24 protein-coding genes and 3 pseudogenes are annotated in these 25,677 nt (G+C 69.8%); 19 read left to right on the top strand and 8 right to left on the bottom strand.

What is annotated here, in order from left to right; all coding sequences use genetic code 11:
• Positions 1-78 precede the first annotated feature (78 nt).
• A complete protein-coding gene (locus OG905_RS32250) occupies positions 79-1,275 on the top strand; it encodes a CaiB/BaiF CoA transferase family protein (RefSeq protein WP_328679650.1) in 1,197 nt (398 codons plus the stop codon).
• 201 nt (positions 1,276-1,476) lie between these two features.
• On the opposite strand, the gene OG905_RS32245 is transcribed toward OG905_RS32250, so the two are convergent.
• Positions 1,477-1,740 (bottom strand): hypothetical protein, encoded by a 264-nt coding sequence (locus tag OG905_RS32245; RefSeq protein ID WP_328679649.1) that lies wholly within the window; start codon positions 1,738-1,740, stop codon positions 1,477-1,479.
• Between the two features lie 258 nt (positions 1,741-1,998).
• Here OG905_RS32245 and OG905_RS32240 point away from each other — a divergent pair, with 258 nt between their 5' ends.
• From OG905_RS32240 to OG905_RS32225, 4 genes are read left to right on the top strand one after another with little or no spacing between them, the layout of a single operon-like run.
• Positions 1,999-3,534, top strand: a complete 1,536-nt coding sequence (locus OG905_RS32240) for a DUF4331 domain-containing protein (RefSeq protein WP_328679647.1) — start codon at positions 1,999-2,001, stop codon at positions 3,532-3,534.
• A gap of 37 nt (positions 3,535-3,571) precedes the next feature.
• Entirely contained in the window at positions 3,572-4,978 is a 1,407-nt protein-coding gene (locus tag OG905_RS32235) for a tetratricopeptide repeat protein (protein ID WP_443044020.1), read from the top strand.
• Positions 4,975-6,468, top strand: a complete 1,494-nt coding sequence (locus OG905_RS32230; RefSeq protein WP_328679645.1) for a nickel transporter — start codon at positions 4,975-4,977, stop codon at positions 6,466-6,468. Before OG905_RS32235 ends, OG905_RS32230 begins: the two co-directional genes overlap by 4 nt.
• 42 nt (positions 6,469-6,510) lie before the next feature.
• Positions 6,511-8,163 carry a serine/threonine-protein kinase gene (locus OG905_RS32225; protein WP_328679643.1) on the top strand — a complete coding sequence of 551 codons (1,653 nt, stop codon included), beginning with the start codon at positions 6,511-6,513 and terminating at the stop codon, positions 8,161-8,163.
• Here OG905_RS32225 and OG905_RS32220 read toward each other — a convergent pair.
• The gene (locus tag OG905_RS32220) at positions 8,147-8,956 is read right to left on the bottom strand and encodes an SGNH/GDSL hydrolase family protein (protein WP_328679641.1); all 810 of its coding nucleotides are present in this window, start codon (positions 8,954-8,956) and stop codon (positions 8,147-8,149) included. The genes OG905_RS32225 and OG905_RS32220 overlap by 17 nt on opposite strands.
• Before the next feature lie 152 nt (positions 8,957-9,108).
• Between OG905_RS32220 and OG905_RS32215 the strand changes: the two are divergent.
• Together OG905_RS32215 and OG905_RS32210 are read left to right on the top strand one after the other, a co-directional pair.
• Positions 9,109-9,517, top strand: a pseudogene (locus tag OG905_RS32215) (polysaccharide deacetylase family protein); the annotation flags it as partial.
• An 89-nt stretch (positions 9,518-9,606) separates the two neighbouring features.
• On the top strand, positions 9,607-10,701 hold the full coding sequence (locus OG905_RS32210; protein WP_328679640.1) for a DUF5925 domain-containing protein: 1,095 nt from the start codon (positions 9,607-9,609) through the stop codon (positions 10,699-10,701).
• A 90-nt stretch (positions 10,702-10,791) separates the two neighbouring features.
• Here the strand turns inward: OG905_RS32210 and OG905_RS32205 are convergent, their stop codons facing one another.
• Positions 10,792-11,166 (bottom strand): GntR family transcriptional regulator, encoded by a 375-nt coding sequence (locus tag OG905_RS32205; RefSeq protein ID WP_328679639.1) that lies wholly within the window; start codon positions 11,164-11,166, stop codon positions 10,792-10,794.
• Positions 11,167-11,236: 70 nt separating this feature from the next.
• Between OG905_RS32205 and OG905_RS32200 the strand changes: the two genes are divergently transcribed.
• On the top strand, positions 11,237-12,157 hold the full coding sequence (locus OG905_RS32200) for a GNAT family N-acetyltransferase (RefSeq protein ID WP_328679638.1): 921 nt from the start codon (positions 11,237-11,239) through the stop codon (positions 12,155-12,157).
• Positions 12,138-12,632: a DUF402 domain-containing protein gene (locus tag OG905_RS32195; RefSeq protein ID WP_328679637.1), complete on the top strand. Its 495-nt coding sequence runs from the start codon at positions 12,138-12,140 to the stop codon at positions 12,630-12,632. The genes OG905_RS32200 and OG905_RS32195 overlap by 20 nt, the downstream gene beginning before the upstream one ends.
• Positions 12,633-12,687: 55 nt before the next feature.
• Here the strand turns inward: OG905_RS32195 and OG905_RS32190 are convergent, their stop codons facing one another.
• Entirely contained in the window at positions 12,688-13,362 is a 675-nt protein-coding gene (locus OG905_RS32190) for a response regulator (RefSeq protein WP_328679635.1), read from the bottom strand.
• A complete protein-coding gene (locus OG905_RS32185; protein WP_328679633.1) occupies positions 13,359-15,017 on the bottom strand; it encodes a sensor histidine kinase in 1,659 nt (552 codons plus the stop codon). The genes OG905_RS32190 and OG905_RS32185 overlap by 4 nt, the downstream gene beginning before the upstream one ends.
• A 97-nt stretch (positions 15,018-15,114) precedes the next feature.
• Between OG905_RS32185 and OG905_RS32180 the strand changes: the two genes are divergently transcribed.
• The 5 genes from OG905_RS32180 (at position 15,115) to OG905_RS32160 (ending at position 19,786) form a co-directional block, all read left to right on the top strand.
• Positions 15,115-16,116: a Bug family tripartite tricarboxylate transporter substrate binding protein gene (locus OG905_RS32180; protein ID WP_328679631.1), complete on the top strand. Its 1,002-nt coding sequence runs from the start codon at positions 15,115-15,117 to the stop codon at positions 16,114-16,116.
• Positions 16,113-16,646, top strand: a complete 534-nt coding sequence (locus OG905_RS32175; protein ID WP_328679629.1) for a tripartite tricarboxylate transporter TctB family protein — start codon at positions 16,113-16,115, stop codon at positions 16,644-16,646. The genes OG905_RS32180 and OG905_RS32175 overlap by 4 nt, the downstream gene beginning before the upstream one ends.
• Positions 16,646-18,145 carry a tripartite tricarboxylate transporter permease gene (locus OG905_RS32170; RefSeq protein WP_328679626.1) on the top strand — a complete coding sequence of 500 codons (1,500 nt, stop codon included), beginning with the start codon at positions 16,646-16,648 and terminating at the stop codon, positions 18,143-18,145. Before OG905_RS32175 ends, OG905_RS32170 begins: the two co-directional genes overlap by 1 nt.
• 13 nt (positions 18,146-18,158) lie before the next feature.
• Positions 18,159-18,554, top strand: a complete 396-nt coding sequence (locus OG905_RS32165; protein WP_328679624.1) for a universal stress protein — start codon at positions 18,159-18,161, stop codon at positions 18,552-18,554.
• Positions 18,555-18,649: 95 nt separating this feature from the next.
• Complete coding sequence (locus tag OG905_RS32160; protein ID WP_328679622.1) at positions 18,650-19,786, top strand: DUF475 domain-containing protein; 1,137 nt, start codon at positions 18,650-18,652, stop codon at positions 19,784-19,786.
• A gap of 43 nt (positions 19,787-19,829) precedes the next feature.
• Here OG905_RS32160 and OG905_RS32155 read toward each other — a convergent pair whose 3' ends face one another.
• Positions 19,830-20,390, bottom strand: coding sequence for a TetR/AcrR family transcriptional regulator (locus OG905_RS32155; protein WP_328679620.1), 561 nt, complete (start codon positions 20,388-20,390; stop codon positions 19,830-19,832).
• A 97-nt stretch (positions 20,391-20,487) separates the two neighbouring features.
• Between OG905_RS32155 and OG905_RS32150 the strand changes: the two genes are divergently transcribed.
• Both OG905_RS32150 and OG905_RS32145 read left to right on the top strand, forming a co-directional pair.
• Positions 20,488-21,084 (top strand): DUF2867 domain-containing protein, encoded by a 597-nt coding sequence (locus OG905_RS32150; RefSeq protein WP_328679618.1) that lies wholly within the window; start codon positions 20,488-20,490, stop codon positions 21,082-21,084.
• Positions 21,085-21,196: 112 nt separating this feature from the next.
• Positions 21,197-22,201, top strand: a complete 1,005-nt coding sequence (locus OG905_RS32145) for an alpha/beta fold hydrolase (RefSeq protein WP_328679617.1) — start codon at positions 21,197-21,199, stop codon at positions 22,199-22,201.
• Between the two features lie 47 nt (positions 22,202-22,248).
• Here the strand turns inward: OG905_RS32145 and OG905_RS32140 are convergent, their stop codons facing one another.
• Positions 22,249-22,758: a hypothetical protein gene (locus OG905_RS32140; RefSeq protein ID WP_328679615.1), complete on the bottom strand. Its 510-nt coding sequence runs from the start codon at positions 22,756-22,758 to the stop codon at positions 22,249-22,251.
• A gap of 115 nt (positions 22,759-22,873) precedes the next feature.
• On the opposite strand from OG905_RS32140, the gene OG905_RS32135 reads away from it, so the two are divergent.
• Entirely contained in the window at positions 22,874-23,452 is a 579-nt protein-coding gene (locus tag OG905_RS32135; RefSeq protein WP_328679613.1) for a dihydrofolate reductase family protein, read from the top strand.
• A 196-nt stretch (positions 23,453-23,648) separates the two neighbouring features.
• Here the strand turns inward: OG905_RS32135 and OG905_RS32130 are convergent.
• Positions 23,649-24,478, bottom strand: a pseudogene (locus tag OG905_RS32130) (GntR family transcriptional regulator).
• Here OG905_RS32130 and OG905_RS32125 point away from each other — a divergent pair.
• Both OG905_RS32125 and OG905_RS32120 read left to right on the top strand, forming a co-directional pair.
• Positions 24,429-25,068, top strand: a pseudogene (locus OG905_RS32125) (adenosylhomocysteinase); the annotation flags it as partial. The pseudogenes OG905_RS32130 and OG905_RS32125 sit on opposite strands and share 50 nt — an antisense overlap.
• 8 nt (positions 25,069-25,076) lie before the next feature.
• Positions 25,077-25,619 (top strand): NUDIX hydrolase, encoded by a 543-nt coding sequence (locus tag OG905_RS32120; RefSeq protein WP_328679611.1) that lies wholly within the window; start codon positions 25,077-25,079, stop codon positions 25,617-25,619.
• The last annotated feature ends 58 nt before the right edge of the window (positions 25,620-25,677 follow it).

Below are 25,677 nucleotides of genomic sequence, written 5' to 3'. Positions count from 1 at the left end.
CCGCCGTTTCGCGAAAAACGCCAGGTGACACCCATCGGGGGATGACAAAGGTGGCACGTACACGGTAGGCACGGCCTCATGAACCATCAGCCCCTCCCCCTCGACGGCATCACGGTCGTCGCCGTCGAACAGGCCGTCTCGGCGCCGTTCGCCACGCGCCAGCTGGCCGATCTCGGTGCCCGCGTCATCAAGATCGAGCGGCCTGACGGCGGCGACTTCGCCCGCGGCTACGACACCGCGGCCCGCGGGCTGGCCTCGCATTTCGTCTGGTGCAACCGCGGCAAGGAGTCCATCGCCGTCGACCTCAAGGACCCCCGCGGCCTCGACATCGCGCGTCAACTCCTCGCGGGCGCCGATGTGTTCGTGCAGAACCTCGCCCAGGGAGCGGCGGCCAGGCTCGGTCTGGACGCCGCCACCCTCTGCGCCGCACACCCGCGGCTCGTCGCCGTGGACATCTCCGGATACGGCGCGGAGGGACCGTACGCCCACAAGCGCGCCTACGACATGCTCGTGCAGTGCGAGGCGGGCCTGGTCTCGGTGACCGGGACCGCCGAGCACCCCGTCAAGGCGGGCATTCCGGCGGCCGACATCGCCGCGGCGATGTACGCCTTCTCGGGGGTGCTGGCGGCTCTGCTGCGACGGGGGACCACAGGGCTCGGCGGGCCGGTGGAGATCTCGATGCTGGACTCGCTGGCCGAGTGGATGGGGCATCCGCTGCACCACGGGATGCATGGGGGCGAGGCCCCGGCGCGCACCGGGGTGGCGCACGCCGTCATTTCTCCGTACGACGCCTATGCGACGGCGGACGGCGGCCAGGTTCTGCTGTCCGTACAGAACGACCGGGAGTGGCGTCGGCTGGCCGAGCAGGTACTCGGCCGGCCCGAACTGGCGGACGATCCGGTCTTCGCGACCAACAGGGCCCGCACGACGAACAGGGAGAAGACCGACGCGGTGGTGGCCGACGGCCTGTCGTCCCTGAGCCGCGACGAGGCGATCGACAGGCTGGAGGCGGCGGGCATCGCGTGCGCGCGGCTCAACAGCGTGAGCGACCTGGCCGCGCATCCGCAGCTCGCGGCGCGCGACCGGTGGCGGGACGTGGACTCACCGGCGGGGCCGCTGAGGGCTCTGCTTCCGCCGATCGTCCTGCCGGGCGGGGACGAGGCCCGGATGGGTGCTGTTCCCGCGCTCGGCGAGCACACCGACGCGCTGCTGAGGGCCCTGGGGATGACTGATGCCGGGACAGCGGCGCTGCGCCGGGACGGTGTGATCGCCTGAGCGCGTTCGCGTACACGGGTGAAGCGGAGGGAGGGGCGCCTAGGCCCTGTCCGGTCGATCAGGCCGGATCAGGGAGCGGGGTCTGGCGTGGTGCATCGCAAGGCGGAGGATGGAGCCCACGCGGAGCGTAGGCGACTGACGACAACGCAGCGAGGTGCCGTGCCAGGGCACGCGAGCCCGGCAAGATCGGCCGGACAGGACCTAGCGGCGGCTGCCGAAGAGTGAGCGACGCAGCCGCTTGAGCGGCGCGAAGAGCGAGAGCCGCTCACTCTTGCTCTTGCGGGTGTGCGCGACATCACGCGAGGTGAGCTCGAGCATCAGCGATGTCGCCTCGGCCGCCTCGCCCTGCGGGACGGCGGGACCGCCCAGCACCGAGAGATGTCGGTCGAGACGCGTGCTGGTCGCACTGCTCCCACATGTGATCGCAGGGACACGCGCCCTGCTGCGCATTGCTATCTGTTCCATGTCACTCCCCACCCGTACGAGGGCACCCGGCCCGGGCAGGTTAACCCTATCGCCCCGCCGACACACTCGTGTATCCCGCCCGCAGGATTCACCACACCCGTACGTGAGTTGACGACTACTCACCGAATCCATGTGATTCCAGGGCGACTTGGGACAGCACATCGACAAAACTTCTCGGACTGGCGACCAATCCGTTCCGCTCTCCGCACCGAATGGCTGGCATCGGAGCAGAACCAGCACTCGCGAAGGACGGATTCGATGACCGCAATGAGCAGCAGCGGGCGGGGGCCCAGGAGGCTCGCCGCTCTTACCTGCGTGGCGCTGGGGGCCGGGGCGCTCGTGGCCTCCGGCGTGACCGGGGTCGAGCCGGGCACGGCCAAGGCTTCCAGCCACCGGGAGGCACCGCTGATCTCCGGGCAGCCGCAGTACGACAACACGGACCTGTACGCGTTCGTCAGCCCCGACAAGCCCGACACCACCACGATCGTCGCCAACGTGCTGCCGTTCGAGGAACCGGGCGGCGGGCCGAACTTCTACAAGTTCGCCGACGACGCCCAGTACGACATCCACATCGACAGCGACGGTGACGCCCAGGGCGACCTGATCTACCGGTGGACCTTCAAGAACCACGTCAAGAACGGCAATACGTTCCTGTACAACACCGGTCCCGTCACCACCATCGACGACCCGGACCTCAACATCACGCAGACGTACGACATCGATCTGCTGAGGCTGAAGAACCAGCATGTGATGCACTCCACGAAGGTCGCGGACGATCTGCCGGTGGCACCGTCGAACGTGGGCAAGGCGTCCATGCCCGACTATCAGGCCCTGCGTGACCAGGCCGTGCAGAAACTCGCGGGCGGATCAACGGCGTTCGCCGGTCAGGCGGACGACCCCTTCTTCGCCGACCTGCGCGTCTTCGACCTGCTCTACGGCGGGAACCTCTCCGAGGTCGGCAATGACACGCTCAAGGGCTACAGCGTCAACTCCGTCGCCCTGCAGGTGCCGACCGCGTACATCCGGCAGTCGGAGAAGCAGCCGATCGTCGGCATCTGGTCCACCACCCAGCGCAAGAGCGCGAGCGGTCACTGGGCGCAGGTGTCCCGGCTCGGTATGCCGCTGGTCAACGAGGTCGTCATACCCGTGAAGGACAAGGACAAGTTCAACGCGTCCCACCCGTGGAACGACGGTGACTTCCTCCAGTTCGTCACCCAGCCCGAACTGCCGAAGCTGATCGAGGGCATCTACAAGATCAAGGCCCCGGCCGAACCGCGCAACGACCTGGTCTCGGTGTTCCTGACGGGCGTCGACAAGGTCAACAAGCCGCCGCACGTGAAGCCCGCGGAGGCCCTGCGGCTCAACACCTCCATCGCGCCGACCGCCGAGCCCAAGAGGCTGGGTGTGCTGGACGGCGACAACGCCGGATTCCCCAACGGCCGGCGTCTGAGCGACGACGTCCTGGACATCGCGCTGCAGGTCGTCGAGGGCGAACTGGTCGGCTCGAAGAACGACTTGGGCGACGCGGTCAACGAGAACGACCAGAAGTTCGGCGGCACCTTCCCGTATCTCGCGCTGCCGACGGAGGGCTCGCGCGGCCCGCTCGCCAAGGAGGGCGCCGCCAAGGACGCCCAGGGCAATCTGCTCAGCGGGGGTGCTTCGTCCGCCTCCTCAAGCAGCGCATTCACCGACAACACGCTGATCGCCTCCGCGGTCGCAGCGGGCGTGGGCGTGCTGCTCGTCGCGCTGGGTCTGAGCTGGTGGCGGATGCGGCGCCGCAACAGCTACCGCTGAACGGCCCGACGCGACAACGACAGGAAAGGGCAGAGAGATGTCCCTGCGAAGGGCGCCAGGAACGACAGCGGCCGACGGCCGCGACCCGGGGGGCCGGGAAACCGGCCCCCGGTTCGGGGCGGGACGTGTGGCCGGGGTGCTGCTGCCGGCCGGGATGCTCGCCGTCGCCCTGACCGTGGGCATCGTGGTGTCCGGCGGCGCGGGCGACGAGCCCCCGGCGGCCCGGACCGCCGCGCCCGTGGCGGACGCGCCGTTCGAGCGGATCGGCACCGGTGACCTCGCCCGCGGGGTCACCGGCCTCCAGGCGCATCTGCGGGCGCAGCCCAAGGACGCGCGGGGGTGGGCGGCTCTGGGTGCCGCCTATGTCGAGCAGGCCAGGACCAGCGGTGATCCGACCCGGTATCCGCAGGCCGCGAAGGCGCTTGCCCGTTCCCTGGCGCTCCAGCCGCAGGACAACGACACGGCACTCGCGGGTCGTGCCGCGCTCGCGGCGGCGCGGCACGACTTCCGCGGGGCGCTGCGCGCGTCGGAGGCGGCGCTGAAGGTCAACCCGTACAGCGAACGCGCACTGGCGTCCCGGATCGACGCCCTCGTCGAACTGGGCAGCTACTCCAAGGCGCTGGCGGCGGCCGAGCAGGCCGACGGCCGCCGCCCCGGCATCCCCGTCTTCACGCGCTACGCGTACGTCCTGGAGCTGCGCGGCGACATCGCGGGCGCCCGGCGGGTGCTCGGCGGCGCGCTGAAGTCGGCCTCGTCCCCCGGCGACACGGCCTATGTCGCGACCGCTCTCGGCCAGTTGGAGTGGAGCCAGGGGGCGTACGCCCGGGCGCAGCGGTACTTCACGACGGCGCTCGACGCGGACCCGGGGTATCTTCCCGCCCTTGAGGGCCGGGCCCGCACCCAGGCCGCGCGGGGCGACACCAAGGGCGCGTTGCCGGGGCTCGAAGCGGTGGTGGACCGGCTGCCGCTGCCGGGGCAGCTGGTGGCGCTGGGTGAGGTGTACGAGGCGGGAGGCCGGGCGGCCGATGCCCGGGCCCAGTACGAACTCATCGGCACCTGGACCGAGCTGGCCCGCGCCAACGGCGTCGACACCGATCTGGACACCGCTCTGGCGCTGGCCGACCACGGCGACAGGGCCGAGGCGCTCAAGGCCGCGCGCGCCGAGTGGGGCAAGCGCCGGACCGTGCACACGGCGGACGCGCTGGCCTGGGCGCTCCACGTCAACGGCCGTTCCGCCGAAGCCCTCCCGTATCTCGCCACATCGGCGCCGGCCGGCTGCCGCAACGCCATGTTCCTGTACCACCGCGGCATGATCGAGCGCGCCGCCGGCAGGACGGACGCCGCCCGTGCGTCGCTCGCCGCCGCGCTGAAGATCAACCCCGGCTTCTCCCCCACCGGTTCACGTGCGGCCAGGGCCGCGCTGAAGGCTCTGGAGGCGTCATGAAGAGGCGTACGACCGCTGTCGGCGCGGCGGTCCTCGTCGCCGGTGCCGCGCTCGCGATACTGCCCGCCGGGACGGCCGCGGCGCATCCCCTGGGGAACTTCACGGTCAACCGCTACGACGGACTCCTCGTCGCGCCCGGGCGGCTCGGCGTCGACCACGTCGAGGACCTGGCGGAGATACCCGCGGCCCAGGCCCGTAGGAAGATCGACCGCGACGGCGACCGGGAGATGTCCCCGGGGGAGCTGTCCGCGTGGGCGGGGACGCGCTGCCGGGACGCGGCGCGGGACAGCCGCGTCACGGTCGAACGGCGCACCGTGGCGCTCACGCCCGGCGCGAGCCGCGCCGAGGTGCGCCCCGGGCAGGCCGGACTGCCGACGCTGCGCGTCGAGTGCAGGCTCACGGCCGAACTGCCCGGCGGGCAGCGGACGATCGCCTTCCGGGCCGCGGGCGAGGCCGAGGGACCGGGCTGGCGGGAGGTCACGGCCCGCGGCGACCGGATGACGCTCACCTCCTCCGACGTACCGCAGACGTCCGAGTCGGGGCGTCTGACGAAGTACCCCGAGGGGCAGCTCTCCTCTGCGCCGGACCGCACGGCCGCGTCGGTCTCGGTCACGCCAGGCGGCGCGGCGGCGGACCGGCAGGAGGCGGCGGCCCCCACATCCGTACTGCCGCGCGGCGCCGACCGCTGGACGCAGGCGCTGACCGGCCTGGTGTCCCACCGCGACCTGACCGCGGGATTCGCCGCGCTGGCTCTGGCGACCGCCCTGCTGCTCGGCGCGATGCACGCGCTCGCGCCCGGCCACGGCAAGACGGTCATGGCGGCCGCGGCGGCCGCGGGCGGGCGCAACTCCCTGCGCGACGTGCTGTCCCTGGGCGCATCGGTGACGGTCACACACACGCTCGGGGTGTTCGCGCTCGGCGGCCTGATCGCGGTGGGCTCGGCGGCAGCGCCGTCGGTGGTCGCCTGGCTGGGTGTCGCAAGCGGGGCACTGGTGGCGGTGGCCGGTGCGGTGCTCGTACGCAGGGCATGGAGGACGCGGGCGGCCGCACATGCGCACGGGCACAGTCATGACCACGGACACGGTCACAGCCATGACCACGGGCACAGCCACGCGCACGGGCACACCCACTCCCATGAACACCGCTCCCTCGGTCTCCGCTCCACCATCCTGCTCGGCTTCGCCGGCGGGCTCGTCCCCAGTCCCTCCGCCGTCGTCGTCCTCGTGGGCGCCGCCGCCCTCGGGCGAGCCTGGTTCGGGCTCCTGCTCGTCCTCGCGTACGGCGCCGGGCTCGCCCTCACCCTCGCCGCCGCGGGCTTCGCGGCGGTGCGGCTCGGCGAACGCGCCACCCGCCTGCTCGCCGATCGCAGCCGCCGCAAGGGGCGGCTGTTCACCGCCGCCCAGCGCGCGCTCCCCCTGGGTACGGCCTGCATCGTGCTCGCCATCGGATGCGGATTGGCTCTCAGGGGGGCGGCAACAGCCCTTGCGTGAGGTAATTTGGGGTAGTTCCTCTGCTACCGATGGGGGCTCGCTGTGAGCGAAGTGCCGGGCGATTCGCGGCTGGTGGCAGGGCGCTACCGACTGCTGAGCCCCCTGGGCGAGGGCGGGATGGGCGTGGTCTGGCGCGCCCTCGACGAAGTACTGAACCGCGAGGTGGCCGTAAAGGAGGTCCGCGCCCCGGCCGGGCTCGGCACCGCGGACGAGCAGCGGCTGTACGCGCGTCTCGAACGGGAGGCCTGGGCCGCGGGCCGGATCTCCCACCGCAATGTGGTGACCGTCTACGACGTGGCGACCGAGGACGGCCGACCGTGGATCGTGATGGAACTCGTGCGCGGGCTCGCCCTGTCCGACGTACTGGACGCGGAGGGCCCGCTCGCCCCGCAGCGCGCCGCGCACATCGGTGCGGAGATCCTCGCCGCCCTGCGCGCCGCGCACGAGGCGGGTGTACTGCACCGGGACGTGAAGCCCGGGAACGTGCTGATCGGCAACGACGGCCGTGTGGTGCTCTCCGACTTCGGTATCGCGATGGTGGAGGGGACCTCCAATCTGACGATGACGGGCGAGCTGATCGGCTCCCCCGAGTTCCTCGCGCCCGAGCGGGCGCTGGGACGTACGCCGGGGCCCGAGTCCGACCTGTGGTCGCTCGGCGTGCTGCTGTACGCGGCGGTCGAGGGCAACTCCCCGTTCCGACAGAACACCCCGCTGAGCACCCTGCGTGCCGTCGTCGACGAGGAACTGCCCCCGCCGCGCAGGGCCGGGGCCCTCGCGCCGGTGATCGCGGGGCTGTTGCGCAAGGATCCTGCGCAGCGGCTTTCGGCCGAGGAGGCCGAGCGTCTGCTGCGAGTGGTGAGTGCGGGCGGCACGGCGCCCACGACTCCGGTGCCGCCCAGGCCGTACAGCCCCACCGTCTCGTCGACCCCGACACCTGTCGCGCATCCGCTCCCCCAGACGCCCACGCCCGTGCCCGGTCCGGCCACCACGGCCACGACCGGTGTGCCGCCCGATCGCGCGCGGCGTGCGACGGTGGTGCTGGTCGCAGGGGTGACGGCGCTGCTCCTGTCCGTCGGCGGTCTCGCCTGGGCGCTGGTCAACCAGGGCAAGGGGAACCAGGGCGGCGGTGACGACAACGGCAGCGTGAGTCCCGCGGCCGGGAGTTCGAGCGCGAGCCCCGGCAATACGGCCACCGCCCCCGGAGGCGGCGGGACGGACGGCGGCACCACCGGCAACAGCGGAAACAATGGCAACAACGGCGGCGGCAACGGCGGTACGTACACCCCGCCGCAGACCGTCAAGGTCTACGCCGAGACGCTGCACGGCAGTTACTCGGGCACCTGCCCGCCGCCCGAGGCGGAGGCTCCGGCCTTCCGGGCGACGATCACGGTGGGCCGCACCCCCGCCTCCGTCGATTACCGCTGGGCAACGAAGAGCGGCGAGAGCTCGGACCCGGAGTGGAAGACGCTCGACTTCGAGGCCGGTGGTTCGAAGCAGAAGCAGGTCAACCACGTCGAGCTGACGTACAAGCAGGGCGAGACGCACCACGACCGGATCCGGGTGGAAGTCCGGAGTCCGGTCGAGGCACGCTCCAACTGGATCGACTTCTCGGTCACCTGCGAGCAGGAGAGCCCGACGGACGCGGGCTCCTACACCGCCAACGCCACGAACGCCGTTCTCAGGCGCGCGAGCTGAAGACGGGCAGGTAGCCGCCGGACTGTCCGGAGGCGGTGGGGTGGTACGACTCGCCGATGTTGAGCCAGTTCAGGCTGTGCAGCCAGGCCGACCCGGAGCAGATCTCGTGTCCGGTGAAGGCGGGGGTGACATCAGCGAAGGAGTAGCCGTGGTCGGCCGCTCGCTTCGCGGTGGCGGCGTTGAGATAGTCCGCGGCGCCGTTGATCGCGGACCGTTCGTTCTCGCTCAGTCCTGCGATGCAGCTGCCGCCGAGCTTGTAGAAGCGGGGGTAGCCGAGGACGACGACCCGGGCAGCGGGTGCCTTGGAACTGATGGCCGAGTACACGGAGTCGAGCTTGCCGGGCAGGGTTGTGTCGACGTACGCCTTGGCCTGGTTGATGCGGTTGATGCAGCTGGACTCGGACTGCAGCACGCACGTGGTCATGACGTCGGAGAAGCCCGCGTCATTGCCTCCGATGGTGATCGAGACGAGGTCGGTCGCGGAGCTGAGGGGGCCGAGCTGACCGGCCGTGACATCACCCGTACGAGCGCCCGAGCAAGCGGTGAACGCGAACGACGAGGGTGAATGCGCGGCCGCCCAGAGCTTGGGGTAGGCCTTGGTGCTGCGCTTGCAGTCGCCGCTCGCACTGTCGTAGCTGCCGGCACCGACGCCTGACGAGTAGGAGTCGCCCAAGGCCACGTAGTCAAGGGCGAGGGCGCTGTCCGAGGCCTGTGCCTGGCCGGCTCCGGTGAGAGCGAGGACGGCGCCGAGGAGGAGTGAGGATGAGAATGCCGCGATTCGGGACAGTTTCATGGAACCTCCCTTTAGCAGGATCTCTGCCTCAACTTTCGTAGCAGCGGGCATACTTCACCGGAAGTGTCCATGCCAAGAATGTTGCGTGAGGGCTTCTTGACAGCGCACGAGCTGCGCAGCATGGAGGGTCAGCAACCGATGCATCCGACGCCTCGCGCGGCGCCCATGACGAGGGCGGCGCGCTCGGCACCATGCTCGACTGGGACCGGGTGCGCGAACTGGCCGCCGCGGGCACGGAGATCGGCGGCCGCACCCACACTCATCCGCAGATGGACCACTACCCGTACGGCTACTCCAGCCGCCGGGTGCGCCGAGCGGTCGGGCGGCGGGCTTCGCGCAGTCGCTCTCCGTGGGCAACGCCCTCGCCCTACCCCGGCGGGGGCCGTACGCCATCCAGCGGGTGACCGTACGGCGCTCCACCGGCATCGAGGAGTTCGAGCGGCTCGTCGAGGGGAGGTCGATCGCCCGGAACTTCGCCAAGGACCCGCCCCCGCCAAGGGGTACGCCGTGGTGCGCCGCACACGCCGGGCCGTCGGGCTGATCCGCGGGACCCTCAGCTGATGCCGGAGCCGGCGGCCGGCCCGCGGCCCGGGCCGCGCCACCGGTCAAAACACCGTGCGCGCGGCGGTCCCGTGCCGGATCATGGGCGCATGTCTGCAAAGCCTCAGGACGCACTGCCGATCCGGCTCACCGTCGACGACAGCGATTCACCTTCGGACGTCGTCGACGCGCTGTTCCTCGGCCGCTTCGCGACGGGCGAGCAGCCGTACTCCCACAGCTCCACCATCGACCGTGTCAGGCCCGGCGCCACCCTGCTGCCTCCCGCAGCTTCCGTACTGCGCTCCGCGCGGGACGACGACCGCAGCGCCACGCTCGCCGAGGGCGAGGGCTGGACTCTGCTCATCTCCCGCTGGAACCGCGGCGCGGACGTCACGGTCACAGCGGTCACCTCCGAGCTCGCCGAGAAGGTCCTCAAGCAGGCCACGGACGGTGCGGCCGACGAACCGGAGCCGCAGCCGGAGAACGTGACCATGGGATTCTGGTACGTCTCGCCGCGCCGCGGCCCGCACCGCACCACCCGCCAGATCGCCGCCGGTACCTGGGACGAGGTCCGGCCCAACTACACGGCGCCGGTGGCCGATGCGATGGACGGGCTGATGAAGGTCACGCCGGACGACATCGCCGGACGGCTGCTCCTGCTGCACGGCCCGCCCGGCACGGGCAAGACGTCCGCGCTGCGCACGCTCGCCCGCTCCTGGCGGGACTGGTGCCAGGTCGACTGCGTACTCGACCCCGAGCGGCTCTTCAACGACGTCGGCTACTTGATGGACATCGCGATCGGCGAGGACGAAGGCACCTCGAAGGGCCGCTGGCGACTGCTGCTCCTGGAGGACTGCGACGAACTGATCCGCGGCGAGGCCAAGCACACCGCGGGCCAGGCGCTGTCCCGGCTGCTCAATCTCACGGACGGTCTGCTGGGCCAGGGCCGCAATGTCCTCGTGGGCGTGACGACCAACGAGGACCTGGAACGGCTCCACCCGGCGGTGGTCCGCCCGGGCCGCTGTCTGGCCCGGATCGAGGTGGGGGCGCTGACCCGCAAGGAGTCGGTGAACTGGCTGGGCACGGAGGAGGGGGTCGGCCGCGAGGGCGCGACGCTGGCCGAGCTGTACGCCCTGCGCCGCGGCCACAGCCCCACGTCGGTCCCCCTCCAGCACGACGGCGCGGACGCGGGCTTGTACCTCTGAGAGACCCGGAAATCCAAGCCCGTCCGGCGTTTGAGGACATGCGGCCGAAGGTCGCATACGGGTCCGGGGCGGAGCCCCAGCGGCACGGGGTCAGCCCCCGTACGCCGCCCGCAGCGCATCCCGCACCGCGGACAGCGCCGCCGCTTGCGACAGGCCCAGGCGATGCACCTGATCGGCAAAGGCCGCCGCGGCCACCGCGGCCTGCCGCTCCGCCGCATCCCCCGCCGCCGCGACGAACGTCCCGTTGCGCCCGCGCGTCTCGATGACCCCGTCCGCCTCCAGCGCCCGGTACGCCTTGGCGACGGTGTTCGCGGCAAGCCCGAGGTCTTCGGCCAGTCCCCGTACGGTCGGCAGCCGGTAGCCGACCGGCAGCGCGCCCGAGCGTGCCTGTTCGGAGATCTGCGCGCGCAGCTGTTCGTACGGGGCAACGGCCGCACCGGAATCGATGGTGATGTTCAAGGTCACCCGCCGATTCTCCCCCACCGGCGGAAATTGGGAGGCGACACGGCCCGGCCGCCACGTAGCGTCCGTCTCCATGACATTGATCGTCCGTGATTTCCGCCCCGAGGACGCAGCAGCCGTGTCCCGGATCCGGCGCGCCACCGTCCCCTACATGGTGACGACGCCCGACGCCGTCCGCTTCGGCGTGGGGACGGCCAACCCCGCCAAGAAGTACCGGCTGTTGATCGCCGAGGTGGACGGGGAGGTCGTCGGCACGGCGCATGTGGGCATCGCGTACGACGCGAGCGAGCCCGGGCAGTCCTATGTCACCCCGCACATCCACCCCGACCACCGGGGCACGGGCGCGGGCGGACTGCTGCTGCGTACCGCCGAGGAGCATCTGACGGTGGAGGGCGCGCTCGCCGTCTACGCCTGGGTCACCGATGAGCCCGCGTCCCTCTCCTTCGCCCGCAAGCGCGGCTACCTGCCGACCCGCCCGGCACACTTCCAGCGCCTCGACCTGGCGAACGGCCCCCTGCCCGAGCTGCCCGAGCTGCCCGCGGGCGTCGAACTGCGCACCGCGAAGGACTTCGAGGCCGATCCACGGCCGCTGTTCCAGGCCGATGCCGAGGCCACCTCGGACGAGCCGGGCGACATCAGCACGGACTTCGACGACTACGACGACTGGGTCCGCCACACCTGGAACGACCCGCTGCTCGACCGCGAACTCACCACGGTCGTGCTGGTGGACGGCGAGGTCGCGGCGTACACCGCGGCTCTTTCGGACGGCGAGACCCGCTATGTGTCCGGCATGACGGGCACCCTGCGCGCCCACCGCGGCCGGGGGCTCGCGAAGCTCGCCAAGACCGACTCGCTGCGCCGCGCCCGCGCGGCGGGTCACACCGAGGCGTTCACCAACAATGACGCCGACAATGGCCCCATGCTGGCGATCAACAAGTGGTTCGGTTACGAGATCTGCGCGACGGAGGTACGGCATGTCCGCACGCTCGGTTGAGGTGGTCCTGGTCAAGGCGGGCCGGACCAAGATCCGTTACACCGCGGAGCTGCTCGCGGACGACGGCACCCATGTGACGGTGCGCGCGCCGTGGGCGGGCGAGGGGGCTCGTGACTTCGGCTTCGTACGCTTCGAGGCGGGCGATGTGTTCACCGAGCACTACTGGCGGGACCGCTGGTACTCGGTGAAGGAGGTCAGCTCCGGCGACGGCGTGCTGAAGGGCTGGTACTGCGACATCACCCGCCCCGCCGTCCTCGACGGCGACGAGCTGGTCGTCGAGGACCTGGACCTCGATCTGTGGGTGTCGGCGGACGGGGCCCAGGTGCTGCGGCTGGACGAGGACGAGTTCGAGGAGAGCGGCCTCGCCGTCCGCGACCCGGGGGCCGCGGAGCGTGCGGTGGACGCGCTGGACGAGCTCGAAGTCCTCGCCCACCGGGGCAAGTTGACCGACCTCCTCGATCGGACCGGTCGTTAGGCGAGCTGCTTGCGGTAGTGGATGCGGTCGTCCGGACCGCCCACGCGGGGCGCCCTCAGAAGCGCCAGCTGTAGCGGCGCTCGGGTCTGCCCGCGGCTCCGTACCGCAAGGACACCTCAGCGTGGCCCGTGCACTGGAAGTGTTCGAGGTAACGGCGGGCGCTGACGCGGGAAATGCCGGCCCGGGCCGCGCACTCGGCGGCGGAGAGCGATCCGTCGATACCGCGCAGCGTCCGCTCGACGAGTCCCGCGGTCTCGACGCTCATGCCCTTCGGCAGCGCAGGGCTCGATGAGGGCAGGGCGGTCCCGGCCAGCACCCGGTCCACGTCGGTCTGGTCCCTGACGACTGAGGCGAGCAGGCTGCTGCGCTGGGCGGCGTATCGTTCGAGGCGGGGGCGCAGGTCTTCGAACTCGAACGGTTTCAACAGGTAGTTGACCACGCCCTGGCGGACGGAGCGGCGGACCGCGGCTGCCTCGCGCGCGGCAGTGATCACCATGACGTCACAGTCATGGCCGGCGGTCCGGAGACGTGGAATGACATCCAGTCCGAACATGTCCGGAAGATACAGATCGAGCAGGACCAGGTCGGGGCGCAGCTCGCCGACGGCTGTGACCGCCTGTTCGCCGGTGTTCGCCGTGCCGACGACCCGGAACGGCTCGACGCGGTCGACGAAGGCCCGGTGGACTTTCGCCACCATGAAGTCGTCGTCGACAACCAGCACGTCGATCATGAGGAGGCTCCTTCCGGTACCGCATCGGCCGGGCTGCCGACGGACATCCGAGCGGTGAACATGGCACCGTCGGGCGTGTTGGCCACCGCGACCTCGCCGCCGCGGCGCTTGCAGACGAGCCGGGTGAGGGCCAGTCCGATGCCCCGCTCCCCCTCTTGGGCGGCCTTCGTGGTGAACCCGTGTGAGAACACCTCGTGGGCGAGTTCGGGCGCTACTCCAGGGCCGGAGTCGCGCACCACGATCTCGACGCTGGACGCGTCCTGCCGCAGTTCGACCTCCACCCAGGCCTCGTGGCCGTGGTCGTCGCCGGCCCCGCCCGCCCCGGCGGCATCGACGGCATTGTCGACGAGGTTGCCGAGTACCGTCGCCACGTCCGCGGAGTCGTCGGGCGCCAGCCGGTCGAGCGACGTACGCTCCGAGACACGCAGCGCGACCTTCCGTTCCGCCGCAAATGAGGACTTCGCCATCAGCAGAGCGCCGACGGGCATGTCGCGGATTCGTCTGTTCACGGTCATGTCCAGCGACTGGCGGTGCCTGCTCAGCGCGCGGACGTACCGCACCACATCGTCGTGCTTGCCTATCTGGATCAGTCCAGAGATCGTGTGCAGCTGATTGGCGAACTCATGGCCCTGCGCGCGCAGCAGCTCGGCGGAACTGCGGAACGATCCGATCTCGCGTTCCAGCTGGGCCAGTTCGGTACGGTCCCGCAGGGTCGTGACCGAGCCGAGCCGGCGGCCGTCCTTGGTGACCGTCATCCGGTTCATCACCAGCACCCGCCCCCGGCGTATGACGACCTCGTCGCGTCGCCCGGCTGTGTCACTGGAGGATCCGGCCAGCACGTCGTGCAGTCGGCCCTCGATCCCGAGGTCGGCCAGGCTCATCCCCACACAGTTCTCGGGCAGATCGAGCAACCGCCTGCCGACCGCGTTCACCAAGGTGAGCCGCAACTGAGGGTCGAGGGCGATCACGCCTTCCGCAATCCCGTACAGCATCGCCTCGCGGTGCTCGGCCAGCCCGGCGATCTCGCGGGGCTCAAGTCCGAGGGTCTGGCGCTTGGTACGCCGGGCCAGCAGCCACGATCCGATCAGGCCGATCCCACTCGCGATGCCGAGGTATGCGAGCAGATACGACGACGCGTTGCTCAGCCGCTGCCAGGCCGTCGGTGACGCCTCGCTGACCATCACCGTCCCCAGGTGGCGGCCGAGGTTGTGCTGAGCCGCACCGATCACCGGGACCTGGGCCGCCATGAGGCTGGAGCCGTCCAGCGTCACTTCGCCGGACCAGCCGCGGGCTTCGGCGACGCCGGGACCGAGTGACATCCGGTCACCGACCGTCGTGGGATTCGTGGAGCTGACGATCTTGCCGCTGCCGTCGGCGACGGCCACGGACGTAACGCCGGACTGGGTCAGCGTGGTCTGCACCAGGGGGGCGAGTACCTCTCCCGGTGCCGGCCGGTCGAGCTGGCTGCGCGCCAAGGGGTTCCCGGCCATCTGTTCTGCCAACGCGGTGACCCGGCGTCCTTCCACCCGTTCGAAGGTCGCTTCGGACTGAGCCAGTGAGATCGCGGCGACCGCCACCAGCACCGCCACGATGATGGCGAGCTGCAGCACCAGCAGCTCGCCGGCGAGTGTATGGCGGCGAAACTTCACGACCACAATGAACTCAACCTTCAGTGCTGACACAACGCAGACGGGGTGTCCGCCGAGTCGCACAATCATGGCGTCCGAGTGCCCGAAGCGAAAGAGACCAGCCATGAGAGCAAGAAGAGCCGCCCTCGTCGGTGCCCTGACCGCCGTGTCGATTCTCACTGTCAGTGCCTGCGGCGCCACTGGGCAGAAGCAGGAGAAGGGCAAGAGCGACGGGCCCGTCACCGGCCTGCGGATCATGGTCCCCAACACCCCGGGCGGCGGGTACGACACCACGGCGCGCACCGCGGCCAAGGTGATGGAGGACACCAAGATCGCGTCCGGTATCCAGGTCTTCAACCTTCCGGGCGCAGGCGGCACGGTCGGCCTGCAGCGCACGGTGAACGAAAAGGGCAACGGCAAGCTGGCCATGCAGATGGGGCTGGGAGTCGTCGGCGCGTCGTACGCCGCGAAGTCGAAGGCGACGCTCTCGCAGACCACCCCGATCGCCAAGCTGATGGAGGAGGCGGGCGCGATCGTCGTGCCCAAGGACTCGCCCTACAAGACGATCGGCGATCTCGTCACCGCGTGGAAGAAGAACCCCAAGGGCATCGCTGTCGGCGGCGGCTCGTCGCCCGGCGGACCGGACCATCTTCTGCCGATGCAGCTCGCCAAGACGGTCGGCATCGACCCGAAGAAGGTCAACTACATCGGTTACGACGGCGGCGGCGAGCTGCTCCCGGCCATCCTCGGCAACAAGATCGCCTTCGGTGCCAGCGGTTTCGGTGAGTTCCTCGACCAGATCGAGGCGGGTCAGGTGCGGGTGCTCGCGGTGACCAGCGAGAAGGGGGTCGAAGCCCTTGGGTATGTCCCGACGCTGAAGTCTGAGGGTATCGACTTGGTCTTCACCAACTGGCGCGGAATCGTCGCCCCGCCCGGCATCAGCGACGCCGACAAGCAGGTCTGGGTCGACTCGCTGACCGCGATGCACGACTCCAAGGAGTGGAAGGACGAGCTGGCCAAGCACGGCTGGACCGACGCGTTCATGGCAGGCGACAAGTTCGCCACCTACCTGACGGAACAGGACAAGGCCGTCGCCGACATCCTCACAGAGCTCGGCCTGGCATGAGCCTGCACGTCAACGAGCGGGACGAAACGAGTCACCGCCCGACGCCGGGCGGGGACCGCGCACAGTACGGCGTGTGCGCGTTCCTCGCCCTGGTGGGGGTGCTCGTCATCGTCGACGCCGTCCGGACCGGGAATTCGACCAGCAGCACCGATCCGCTCGGCCCGCGCACGCTGCCGGTGATCCTCGGCGTTCTTCTTCTCGTGGTCGCGCTGGTGTACGTCATCGACGTCGCGCGAGGCGGTCGCGGCGAACCGGAGGCCGGCGAGGACGTCGACCTGACGACCCCAATCGACTGGCGCACTGTGCTGCTGATGATGGGCGCCTTCGCCGTCAATGCGGTGCTGATCGAACCCCTCGGCTGGGTGATCAGCGGGTCCGTCCTCTTCTGGGGAACGGCCTTCGCCCTGGGCAACCGGCACTACGTGCGCAACCTCGCGATCTCGGTCGCGCTGTCGCTGATCACCTTCTACGCCTTCGCGATCGGGCTCGGCGTCAATCTCCCGGCCGGCGTGCTGCAAGGAATCCTGTGATGGACAACCTGAATCATCTGCTCGAGGGGTTCGCGCACGTCGTCACCCCGATGAACCTCCTGCTGGCGCTGATCGGCGTCACCATCGGCACGGCGGTCGGGGTCCTCCCCGGTATAGGCCCGGCCATGACCGTGGCCCTGCTGCTGCCCGTGACCTACGGAATGGAGCCGACGCGGGCATTCATCATGTTCGCCGGCATCTTCTACGGAGGCATGTACGGCGGGTCGACCACCTCGATCCTGCTGAACACCCCCGGCGAATCGTCCTCGGTCGTCACAGCCATCGAGGGCAACAAGATGGCCAAGGCCGGCCGGGCGGCGCAGGCGCTCGCCACCGCGGCGATCGGATCCTTCGTCGCCGGAACGATCGGCACCCTGCTGCTGGTACTGGTCGCGCCGCTGGTGGTGCAGTTCGCGGTCAGCCTCGGCGCACCGGACTACTTCGCGATCATGCTGCTGTCCTTCATCGCGGTCACCGCGGTGCTCGGCGCGTCCCGCGTCCGCGGATTCGCCTCGCTGCTCATCGGACTGGTGATCGGCATCGTCGGAATCGACTCGGTGTCCGGACAGCAGCGACTCACCTTCGGCATCCCCCAACTCGCCGACGGCATCGATGTGGTGGTGGTCGCGGTCGGCATCTTCGCCGTCGGCGAGGCCCTGTGGGTGGCCGCGCATCTGCGAAGCAAGCCCACGGGGGTCATCCCGGTCGGCGTGCCGTGGATGGGCCGACAGGACTGGAAACGGTCATGGAAGCCGTGGTTGCGCGGCACAGCGTACGGTTTTCCGTTCGGGGCCATGCCGGCCGGCGGCGCGGAGATCCCGACGTTTCTGTCGTACGCCACTGAAAAGAAGCTGACCAAGCACCCCGAGGAGTTCGGCAAGGGGGCGATCGAGGGTGTGGCGGGCCCCGAAGCCGCCAACAACGCGTCCGCGGCGGGCACTCTGGTGCCGATGCTCGCCATCGGGCTGCCGACGAACGCGACCGCCGCGGTGATGCTCGCGGCGTTCCAGTCGTACGGCATCCAGCCGGGCCCGCTGCTGTTCGAGCGTGAGTCGACCCTTGTATGGGCGCTGATCGCCAGCCTTTTCATCGGCAACCTGTTGCTGCTCCTGCTGAACCTTCCGCTTGCGCCTGCCTGGGCCAGGCTGCTGCGCATCCCGCGCCCCTACCTGTATGCGGGGATCGTGTTCTTCGCATCCATGGGCGCCTACGCGGTCAACGCACAGCCGCTGGACCTGTTCCTCCTCCTGCTGCTGGGCCTGCTCGGATTCGCCATGCGGAGATTCGGGCTGCCGGTCCTGCCGCTGATCGTGGGCGTCATCCTCGGCCCGCGCGCAGAACTGCAGGGCCGGCGGTCGCTCCAGCTGTCGGGCGGTGACCTGTCCGGCCTGCTGGGCGGGCCGGTGTCCTACGTGATCTACACGGTGATCGTGCTGTTGCTGGCCTGGCCGCTGGTCCGCCGGTACATCGTGCGTCCGGCCCTCGAGCGACGTGCCTGAGAAGGAGGCAGCCATGACCGTACTGGTCGGATATGTACCGACGCCGGAAGGCGAGGCCGCCCTGCGGGCGGGAATCGACGAGGCCCGCACCAAGGGCGAGACCCTGCTGGTGGTGAACACAACGCGAGGCGACGCTTATGCCGACCGCGCCTTCGCGGAGCAGAGATACCTCGACCACGTCCGGCGGGAACTGACCGGGCTGGGTGTCGACTTCGAGATTCGCCAGGTGGTCGGCGGGCGCGACGCCGACGAAGAGATCCTCGACCTGGCGGCGTCGTCCGAAGCCTCCCTGATAGTGATCGGGCTGAGGCACCGCAGCCCGGTCGGCAAACTCATCATGGGCTCCGCGGCGCAGCGGATCCTCCTGGGCGCGCCGTGCCCGGTTCTCGCGGTGAAAGCCAATTCCTGACGTCCCGGCCCTGGGTAGTCCCCCGGAACATAGCCGCGTGCGGCCCCGGGGAGGCCCGTGCGAACGGGGACCCGTACACAACGATTGGGTAGCCAGTGGTACTGAAAACCTTCGGCTGGTCGTTCGCAGTCACTGCGCTCGGCCTGGTCGCTGCGGTGTTCTACGGAGGCTGGGCGGCCTTGGGGCTCGTCGCCATCCTCTCGATTCTCGAGATCTCGCTGTCCTTCGACAACGCGGTGGTCAACGCCGGCGTGCTGAAGAAGATGAGCGAGTTCTGGCAGAAGATCTTCCTCACCATTGGTGTCCTGATCGCCGTCTTCGGCATGCGGCTGATCTTCCCTGTGGTGATCGTCGCGATCACCGCGAAGATCGGGCCCATCGAGGCCGTCGACCTCGCGTTGAACAACCACGACAAGTACGAGCAGCTGGTCACCGACGCCCACCCGGCGATCGCCGCCTTCGGTGGCATCTTCCTGCTGATGATCTTCCTCGACTTCATCTTCGAGGACCGGGACATCAAGTGGCTGGGCTGGATCGAGCGTCCGCTCGCCAAGCTCGGCAAGGTCGACATGCTTTCGGCCTGCATCGCGCTGATCGTTCTGCTGGTCACCGCGGCGACCTTCGCGGTCCACGCGCACCAGTACGGCGGGGAGCACGTCGACAAGTCGGGGACGGTGCTCACCGCGGGTATCGCCGGCCTCATCACGTACATGGTCGTCGGCGGTCTCTCCGGCTACTTCGAGAACAAGCTCGAGGAAGATGAGGAGCGCGAGCACGAGGCCGAGGAGGAGGCCAGGAAGGCCGGCAAGCCGGTCTCGGCCGTCAAACTCGTCGGCAGGGCCGCCTTCTTCATGTTCCTGTACCTCGAGGTCCTCGACGCGTCGTTCTCCTTCGACGGCGTCATCGGCGCCTTCGCGATCAGCAACGACCCGGTGGTCATCGCGCTCGGCCTCGGTATCGGCGCCATGTACGTCCGGTCGCTCACGGTCTACCTGGTCCGCCAGGGCACCCTCGACGACTACGTCTACCTGGAGCACGGCGCGCACTACGCGATCGGCGCCCTCGCCGTGATCCTGCTCGTCACCATCCAGTACGAGATCAACGAGGTCATCACCGGTCTCGTCGGCGTCGTGCTGATCGCCTGGTCCTTCTGGTCCTCGGTACGCCGCAACAAGGCGCTGGCGACCGCAGATCTCTGTGCAATTTCGCAGGCTGACGGAACCGCTGCCTGACGGGGCCTGTCGGGCTGGATGCAGGCCGTCGTCGCGAAGACGGCTACCGCAGGAGCCAGTTCCTGGTCAGGGCCATGACCTCCGCGCGGCTGTGGCCGCCGTGGTCGGCGGCGATGACATAGCTGCCGATCCGCACCGAGAAGGTGAGCATGCAGCGGACCTCGACGTCGTCCTCGTCGAGACAGAACTCGCCGAACAGCGAACGCAGGTAGTCCATGCGCCGGTTGTCGGCGCGCCGCAGCCGCTCGGCGACAGCCTCGTCGCGCCGGGCCCAGTCGCGGATCGCGAGGTCGGCCGCCACTCCCGTCGTCGGCTCGTCGCCGTAGGAGGCGACGATCGTGAACAGCCGGTCCAGCCTGGCCCTGGCGTCTCCGCCGCCGCTCTCGACCCGCTCGATCACCGCCTCGGTGACCTCGCGCTCCCACGTGTCGAGCATCTCGGTGACCAGCGCGCCCCGGTTGCGGAAGTACCCGTAGAAGCCGCCCTTGCTGACGCCGAGCGCCTGCGCCAGCGACTCGATCCGGACGGCCTCCGGGCCGCCTACGGCGAGCGCCCGCAGCCCCTCCTCGATCCACTTGCCGCGAGGCGTGCGGGTCGTGCCCATGATGTGTCTCCGCTCCCGTCTCCACCCATCTATACGGTGCCGTATAGATGAGTGCTAGCCTTTTTCTATACGGCATCGTATAGATAGGGGCTTGCTCATGAGACTCCCGAAAACCGCCCACACCTCCCGTCCCTGGCGGATCCACGAGATCGCCGGTGACTTCCGCATTGAGGACGTGTGGGCACTGCCGACACCAGGCGGCCCCGACGACCTCGCACGGCTCGTGGACCAGTTCGCCAGCGGCAAGGGGGATCCCGTCCCCTCTCCCGTGGGGCGCATGCTCTTCGCACTCCGCTGGAAGCTCGGGGCCCTGCTCGGCTGGGACAAGCCCGCCGACGGCCTCGGCGGCCGGGTTCCGACGCTGCGCGACCGGCTGCCGGCGGACCTCCGCGAGGGCCCCCGCGGGCCGGACCTCAACGCGGTTCCGTTCACCTCCGTCTACCAGACACACGACGAGTGGGCGGCCGAGACAGCCAACCGGACCATGCATGGGGTGATGCACATCGGCTGGGTCCCGGACGGGGCCGGTGGCTACCGCGGCCAGATGACCGTCCTGGTGAAACCGAACGGGGTGTTCGGCGCCATATACATGCTGGGTATCAAGCCCTTCCGGTACCTGGGGGTGTATCCGGCGCTGCTTCGAGGGATCGGACGCGAGTGGGAGGCGAGGACCGGGGAGAAGAGCGCGGGCTGACGATCCGATGCGTTTGCCGAAGCGGCAACAAGACTCGCGACGACCGCGCCGAACCCCGCATGATCGGGAACAGGATCTTGGCAGACGGCGGATCGAGAGTCCCGGAGGATTCATGTCGCAGCAGTCGACGCAGCAGGCCACTTGGCAGCCCACGGAGGTCACTCACCGGCTGGTCCCCTCGCCCACGGGCCGGATCCACCTGGTGGAGCAGGGCACCGGGCCGCTGGTGCTCCTCGTGCACGGCTTCCCCGAGTCCTGGTACTCCTGGCGCCACCAGCTGCCGGTGCTGGCCGCGGCCGGGTACCGCGCGGTCGCCATCGACGTCCGCGGCTACGGCCGTTCCTCCAAGCCCGGTGGCACGGACGCGTACCGGATGCTCGATCTGGTGGCGGACAACGCGGCGGTCGTGCACGCCCTGGGCGAACAGTCCGCGGTGATCGTCGGCCACGACTGGGGGGCGGCCATCGCCGCCAACTCCGCCCTGATCAGGCCGGACGTCTTCCGCGCGGTGGGGCTGCTCAGTATTCCCTACGCCCCGCGCGGCGGACCGAGGCCCAGCGAGCTCTTCCAACAGATGGGCGGCGAAGAGGAGTTCTACGTCTCCTACTTCCAGGAGCCCGGTCGCGCCGAGGCCGAGATCGAGCCCGACGTGCGCGGCTGGCTCGCGGGCTTCTACGCCGCCCTGTCCGCCGACACCATGCCCGCACCCGGCGCGCCCGCCCCGCACTTCGTCAGCCGGGGCGGGACGCTGCGTGAGAGGTTCCCCGCCGGCCGGCTGCCCGCCTGGCTCAGTGAAAGCGACCTCGACGTCTACGCCGGGGAGTTCGAGCGGACCGGCTTGAGCGGGCCGCTCAACCGCTACCGGAACATGGACCGCGACTGGGAAGACCTCGCCGCGTTCGACGGCGCCCCCATCACCCAGCCGTCCCTGTTCATCGGCGGCAGCCAGGACGCCTCCACCACCTGGCTGGCCGACGCGATCAAGGCGTACCCCGTCACGCTGCCCGGCCTGACCGCCTCCCACATCCTCGACGGCTGCGGCCACTGGATCCAGCAGGAGCAGCCCACCGAGGTCAACCGGCTCCTGACCGACTGGCTCGCCGCCCTGCCCGTCTGAAGTCCGACTCGAAGCCCGGACACCTGTCCGGAGAGCGACTTCCCCCCTCACCCGCCAGACGTAATTCCCCCGCCGAGGTTTCGACGAGATCCGGGGCGCAGCGCAAGCGCGCACCATATGGCCGCCGCCGTCAGTGCGGCCGCGGCCATCGCACTCAGCACCGGTGTCTCCGGCCGCCAGCCCAGCGAAAGGTGGGTGCCCAGCATGGTGAGCACGACCGCGATCGGCCCCGGGGCGTAGACCGGCACCCTGGCGGCGGCAGCCCGCAGTACGGCTGCCGCCGCCAGGCCGGTCACCGTCCAGGCGACCAGATACGGCCATTTGGGCCCCGCAGCGGCGGCCGGCAGCCCGTACTCCTCGGGGCCGATACGGAACAAGGCGCCTGCCCAGCCCAGGCCCACTCCGAGGACGGTGATGCCCGCCACCCACAGGGCGTGGCGCCACAGCGGTCCGGACAGCAGGGCTTCTTCGTCATTGTCAGGGCTGGAGGGGGTGAGGAGTTCGGTCACGCCCAGAAGGACGCGCCCCGGCGGCCGCACGTTGCCCCCGAACGTCATCCGCCGCACTCGTTCAATACGTCCCACCATGAGCCCGGAGGCGTATCGTCCCGGCCGTGACCAGCGGTGGAAGCCGGTGGAACACCGGCCGCTGACGACTCTGGTGAGGACCGCGATGCGAAAGATCATCCTGATGATGTCGGTGTCCCTCGACGGCTTCTTCGAGGGCCCGGACCGCCAGATCGACTGGCACCTCGTCGACGACGAGCTGCACCGCCACTTCAACGACCAGCTCAGGACGATGGGCGCCTTCCTGCACGGCCGCTTCACCTACGAACTCATGGCGGAGTTCTGGCCCACGGCCGACGCCGACCCGTCAATTACCGCTCCCATGGCGGAGTTTGCCGGAATCTGGCGGGAGATGCCGAAGATCGTGTACTCCCGCACCCTGAAGCGGGCCGACTGGAACACGACGATCGTGCGGGACGTCGTCGTGGACGAGGTCATGGCCCTCAAGTCCCAGCCGGGCGGCGACCTGGCCCTCGGCGGGGCGGACCTCGCGGCGACCTTCATGGAGCACGACCTGATCGACGAGTACCGCGTCTACATCCACCCGGTCCTCATCGGCCGGGGCAGGCCCCTGTTCCCGATGTCGGACGCGAGGACGCCGCTCCGGCTCGCGGAAACGCGGGCGTTCGGTAACGGGGTTGTGCTCCTGCGGTACGAGCGCGCCGGGTCTCCCTCGCCCGGGTAGTCGTCGCGCAAGTACAGGGGGCCGGTGTGGAGGCGGCGGGCCTGACCGCACACGGCGTCAAGCAGTGGACGGAGTTGCTGCTGTGGCGTACCCACGCCGGGGCGAGGTGACCAAGGCTTGCTAGGCCTCGATCGCGTAGATGCCTCAGGCTGAGCCGGGCTGAGGCTCGCAGGAGTTCAAGCTGCCTGCTGGCCTGTCACTCCGGGGTGAACTCGTACTGCAGCTCGTAGAGATGTCCTGCCTTGACCATGACCGTGGCTTCGATGGGGCGGTCGTGGTCGCTGTACACCACGCGCAGGGTCCGGAGGACGGGCAGATCGCTGGGCAGTTGAAGTGCCGTGTACTGCTCCTGCGTGGGAACTCGCGCGGAGATCCTGTCCACGCTCAGCCGAGGCGGGTGTCCGAGTTCGGCGAGGAGCGTCGGTGTGCCGCCCTTGATCTTGCGGCGCTCCATCATCGCCGTACCGCGGGCAATCTCCAGTGGGTAGTAGGACGTGACCAGTTCCGCCGGCTCTTCGCCAAGCATGAGCACCTGGCGACGCATCAGCGCCGTGCCGCCCTCCGGAAGATTCAGGGCGGCGCAGACGTCCGCAGGGGGCACGGCTTCCCCGACCTCGAGCAGACGGCTCCGCGCGGGCGCGCCGTGCTTGGCAGCCTCGGTGAGCCACCGGTACGGCGCACCTGCCTCCGCCGGAGCCATGTACGACGCAGGCCGCATGGTCCGCTGCCGGTGCTCGCGGACCGTCACGGCGGCGCCTGCCCGTCCGATGACCAGGCCCTCGTCCTTGAGAAGCTGCAATGCCTTCTGCAGGTCGCGTTCGAGGCGTCGAACCTGGCCTTGAGCTGCACGGTCGATGGCAGCTTGGCCCCGGGGCCGAGGTCGCCGCTCATGATTTCGTCGCGCAGGTCGGCGGCGATCCGCTCGTGCAGGGAGCGGTGGTCGAACGCGTTCGCTTCGGTCGTGGGCACTGTCCGCGAAGACTTCCTTGTCGGCCAGTCGGTCGTTTTCTCGACCGAGGCGCTCATGCGCAGCCGGGGCGACATCGTGCACGGCCCAACCGCGCTCGTGATCGGCTTCGGCAAGCTCGGGTCCAGCATCGCCCGCCTGCTGCACGCCAAGGGTGTACGGGTCACGGTGTACGACATCGATCCCGTGCGCCGAACCCAGGCACTCTCCCAGGGCTTCACCGTGGCCCGCGACCGCGACGCCGGACTGGCCGACGCCGGGCTCGTGTTGTGCGCGACCGGGGGCGCTCTCCCTGCGCGGCGAGGACTTCCCCCGACTGCGCAACGGCGCCCACGTCGCCACCGTGACCAGCAGCGAGGACGAACTCGAACTCGAAGGCCTTCCAGACGTGTACGAGCGATCCCACATCGGTGAACACGTCACCCGCTACTTGACGACCGGCCACTACTTCTACCTGCTCAACGGCGGCAACGCCGTCAACTTCCTGCACGGCGCCGGCGTGGGCCCGTTCATCTTCCTCGTCCAAGCCGAGATACTCGCCGCCTCCACCGCACTCGCCCGAGGCGGCCTCGACCCCGGCATGCACGAGACCAGCCCCACCGATCGCGCCGCCATCGCGGCCACCTGGCTCGACTACTTCAACCGGTAAGGACACCCGTGCCCATCACGCCCGACCACATTCGCGAAACCCTCGACGACTATCTGGACGCCCACCCCGACGAGAAGTGGCAACTCGCAGTCATCGCCGAACTCCTCGACGCCGCAGCCGACCTCGCCTGCCGCAAGGAGTTCCGCGGCCACGTCACCGCCGGAGCGATCCTCACCGATCCCATCGGCCGCGTACTTCACATCAAACACCGCGCCCTCAGCCGCTGGCTCCTACCCGGCGGCCACCTCGAACCCGACGACACCAGCCTCCTCGCCGCCGCACAGCGCGAACTGACCGAAGAAACCGGCATCACCGCCTCGGTCGTCATCCCGGCCGGACGCCGCCCCCTACACATCGACGCCCACCACATCCCCGCCAACCCCACCAAGGGCGAACTCGACCACCAGCACTTCGACTTCCGATTCCACTTCCACACCTCGGCCGACGTCATCGAGCTTCAAACCGAAGAAGTCACCGCCGCCGCCTGGCACCACGCAGACACCATCGAGAACGACACCCTGCGCAACCGCATCCTCGATGCGGTTCGGTGAGCCGGCCTTTACCTCCACTGGCACAACCAGCGTTGATTGACTCCGTGGCGGCGGGCAT

It is taken from the genome of Streptomyces sp. NBC_00322 (genome assembly GCF_036147535.1).
Lineage (GTDB): Bacteria > Actinomycetota > Actinomycetes > Streptomycetales > Streptomycetaceae > Streptomyces.
This window is presented reverse-complemented; position numbering and strand designations above follow the sequence as displayed.

Bases quoted from the DNA above. Each gene is read 5' to 3' on its own strand.
- OG905_RS32250 (WP_328679650.1), top strand. From the start codon at position 79: ATGAACCATCAGCCCCTCCCCCTCGACGGCATCACGGTCGTCGCCGTC.
- OG905_RS32245 (WP_328679649.1), bottom strand. From the start codon at position 1,740: ATGGAACAGATAGCAATGCGCAGCAGGGCGCGTGTCCCTGCGATCACA.
- OG905_RS32240 (WP_328679647.1), top strand. From the start codon at position 1,999: ATGACCGCAATGAGCAGCAGCGGGCGGGGGCCCAGGAGGCTCGCCGCT.
- OG905_RS32235 (WP_443044020.1), top strand. From the start codon at position 3,572: ATGTCCCTGCGAAGGGCGCCAGGAACGACAGCGGCCGACGGCCGCGAC.
- OG905_RS32230 (WP_328679645.1), top strand. From the start codon at position 4,975: ATGAAGAGGCGTACGACCGCTGTCGGCGCGGCGGTCCTCGTCGCCGGT.
- OG905_RS32220 (WP_328679641.1), bottom strand. From the start codon at position 8,956: ATGAAACTGTCCCGAATCGCGGCATTCTCATCCTCACTCCTCCTCGGC.
- OG905_RS32210 (WP_328679640.1), top strand. From the start codon at position 9,607: ATGTCTGCAAAGCCTCAGGACGCACTGCCGATCCGGCTCACCGTCGAC.
- OG905_RS32200 (WP_328679638.1), top strand. From the start codon at position 11,237: ATGACATTGATCGTCCGTGATTTCCGCCCCGAGGACGCAGCAGCCGTG.
- OG905_RS32195 (WP_328679637.1), top strand. From the start codon at position 12,138: ATGTCCGCACGCTCGGTTGAGGTGGTCCTGGTCAAGGCGGGCCGGACC.
- OG905_RS32190 (WP_328679635.1), bottom strand. From the start codon at position 13,362: ATGATCGACGTGCTGGTTGTCGACGACGACTTCATGGTGGCGAAAGTC.
- OG905_RS32180 (WP_328679631.1), top strand. From the start codon at position 15,115: ATGAGAGCAAGAAGAGCCGCCCTCGTCGGTGCCCTGACCGCCGTGTCG.
- OG905_RS32175 (WP_328679629.1), top strand. From the start codon at position 16,113: ATGAGCCTGCACGTCAACGAGCGGGACGAAACGAGTCACCGCCCGACG.
- OG905_RS32170 (WP_328679626.1), top strand. From the start codon at position 16,646: ATGGACAACCTGAATCATCTGCTCGAGGGGTTCGCGCACGTCGTCACC.
- OG905_RS32165 (WP_328679624.1), top strand. From the start codon at position 18,159: ATGACCGTACTGGTCGGATATGTACCGACGCCGGAAGGCGAGGCCGCC.
- OG905_RS32155 (WP_328679620.1), bottom strand. From the start codon at position 20,390: ATGGGCACGACCCGCACGCCTCGCGGCAAGTGGATCGAGGAGGGGCTG.
- OG905_RS32150 (WP_328679618.1), top strand. From the start codon at position 20,488: ATGAGACTCCCGAAAACCGCCCACACCTCCCGTCCCTGGCGGATCCAC.
- OG905_RS32145 (WP_328679617.1), top strand. From the start codon at position 21,197: ATGTCGCAGCAGTCGACGCAGCAGGCCACTTGGCAGCCCACGGAGGTC.
- OG905_RS32140 (WP_328679615.1), bottom strand. From the start codon at position 22,758: ATGACGTTCGGGGGCAACGTGCGGCCGCCGGGGCGCGTCCTTCTGGGC.
- OG905_RS32135 (WP_328679613.1), top strand. From the start codon at position 22,874: ATGCGAAAGATCATCCTGATGATGTCGGTGTCCCTCGACGGCTTCTTC.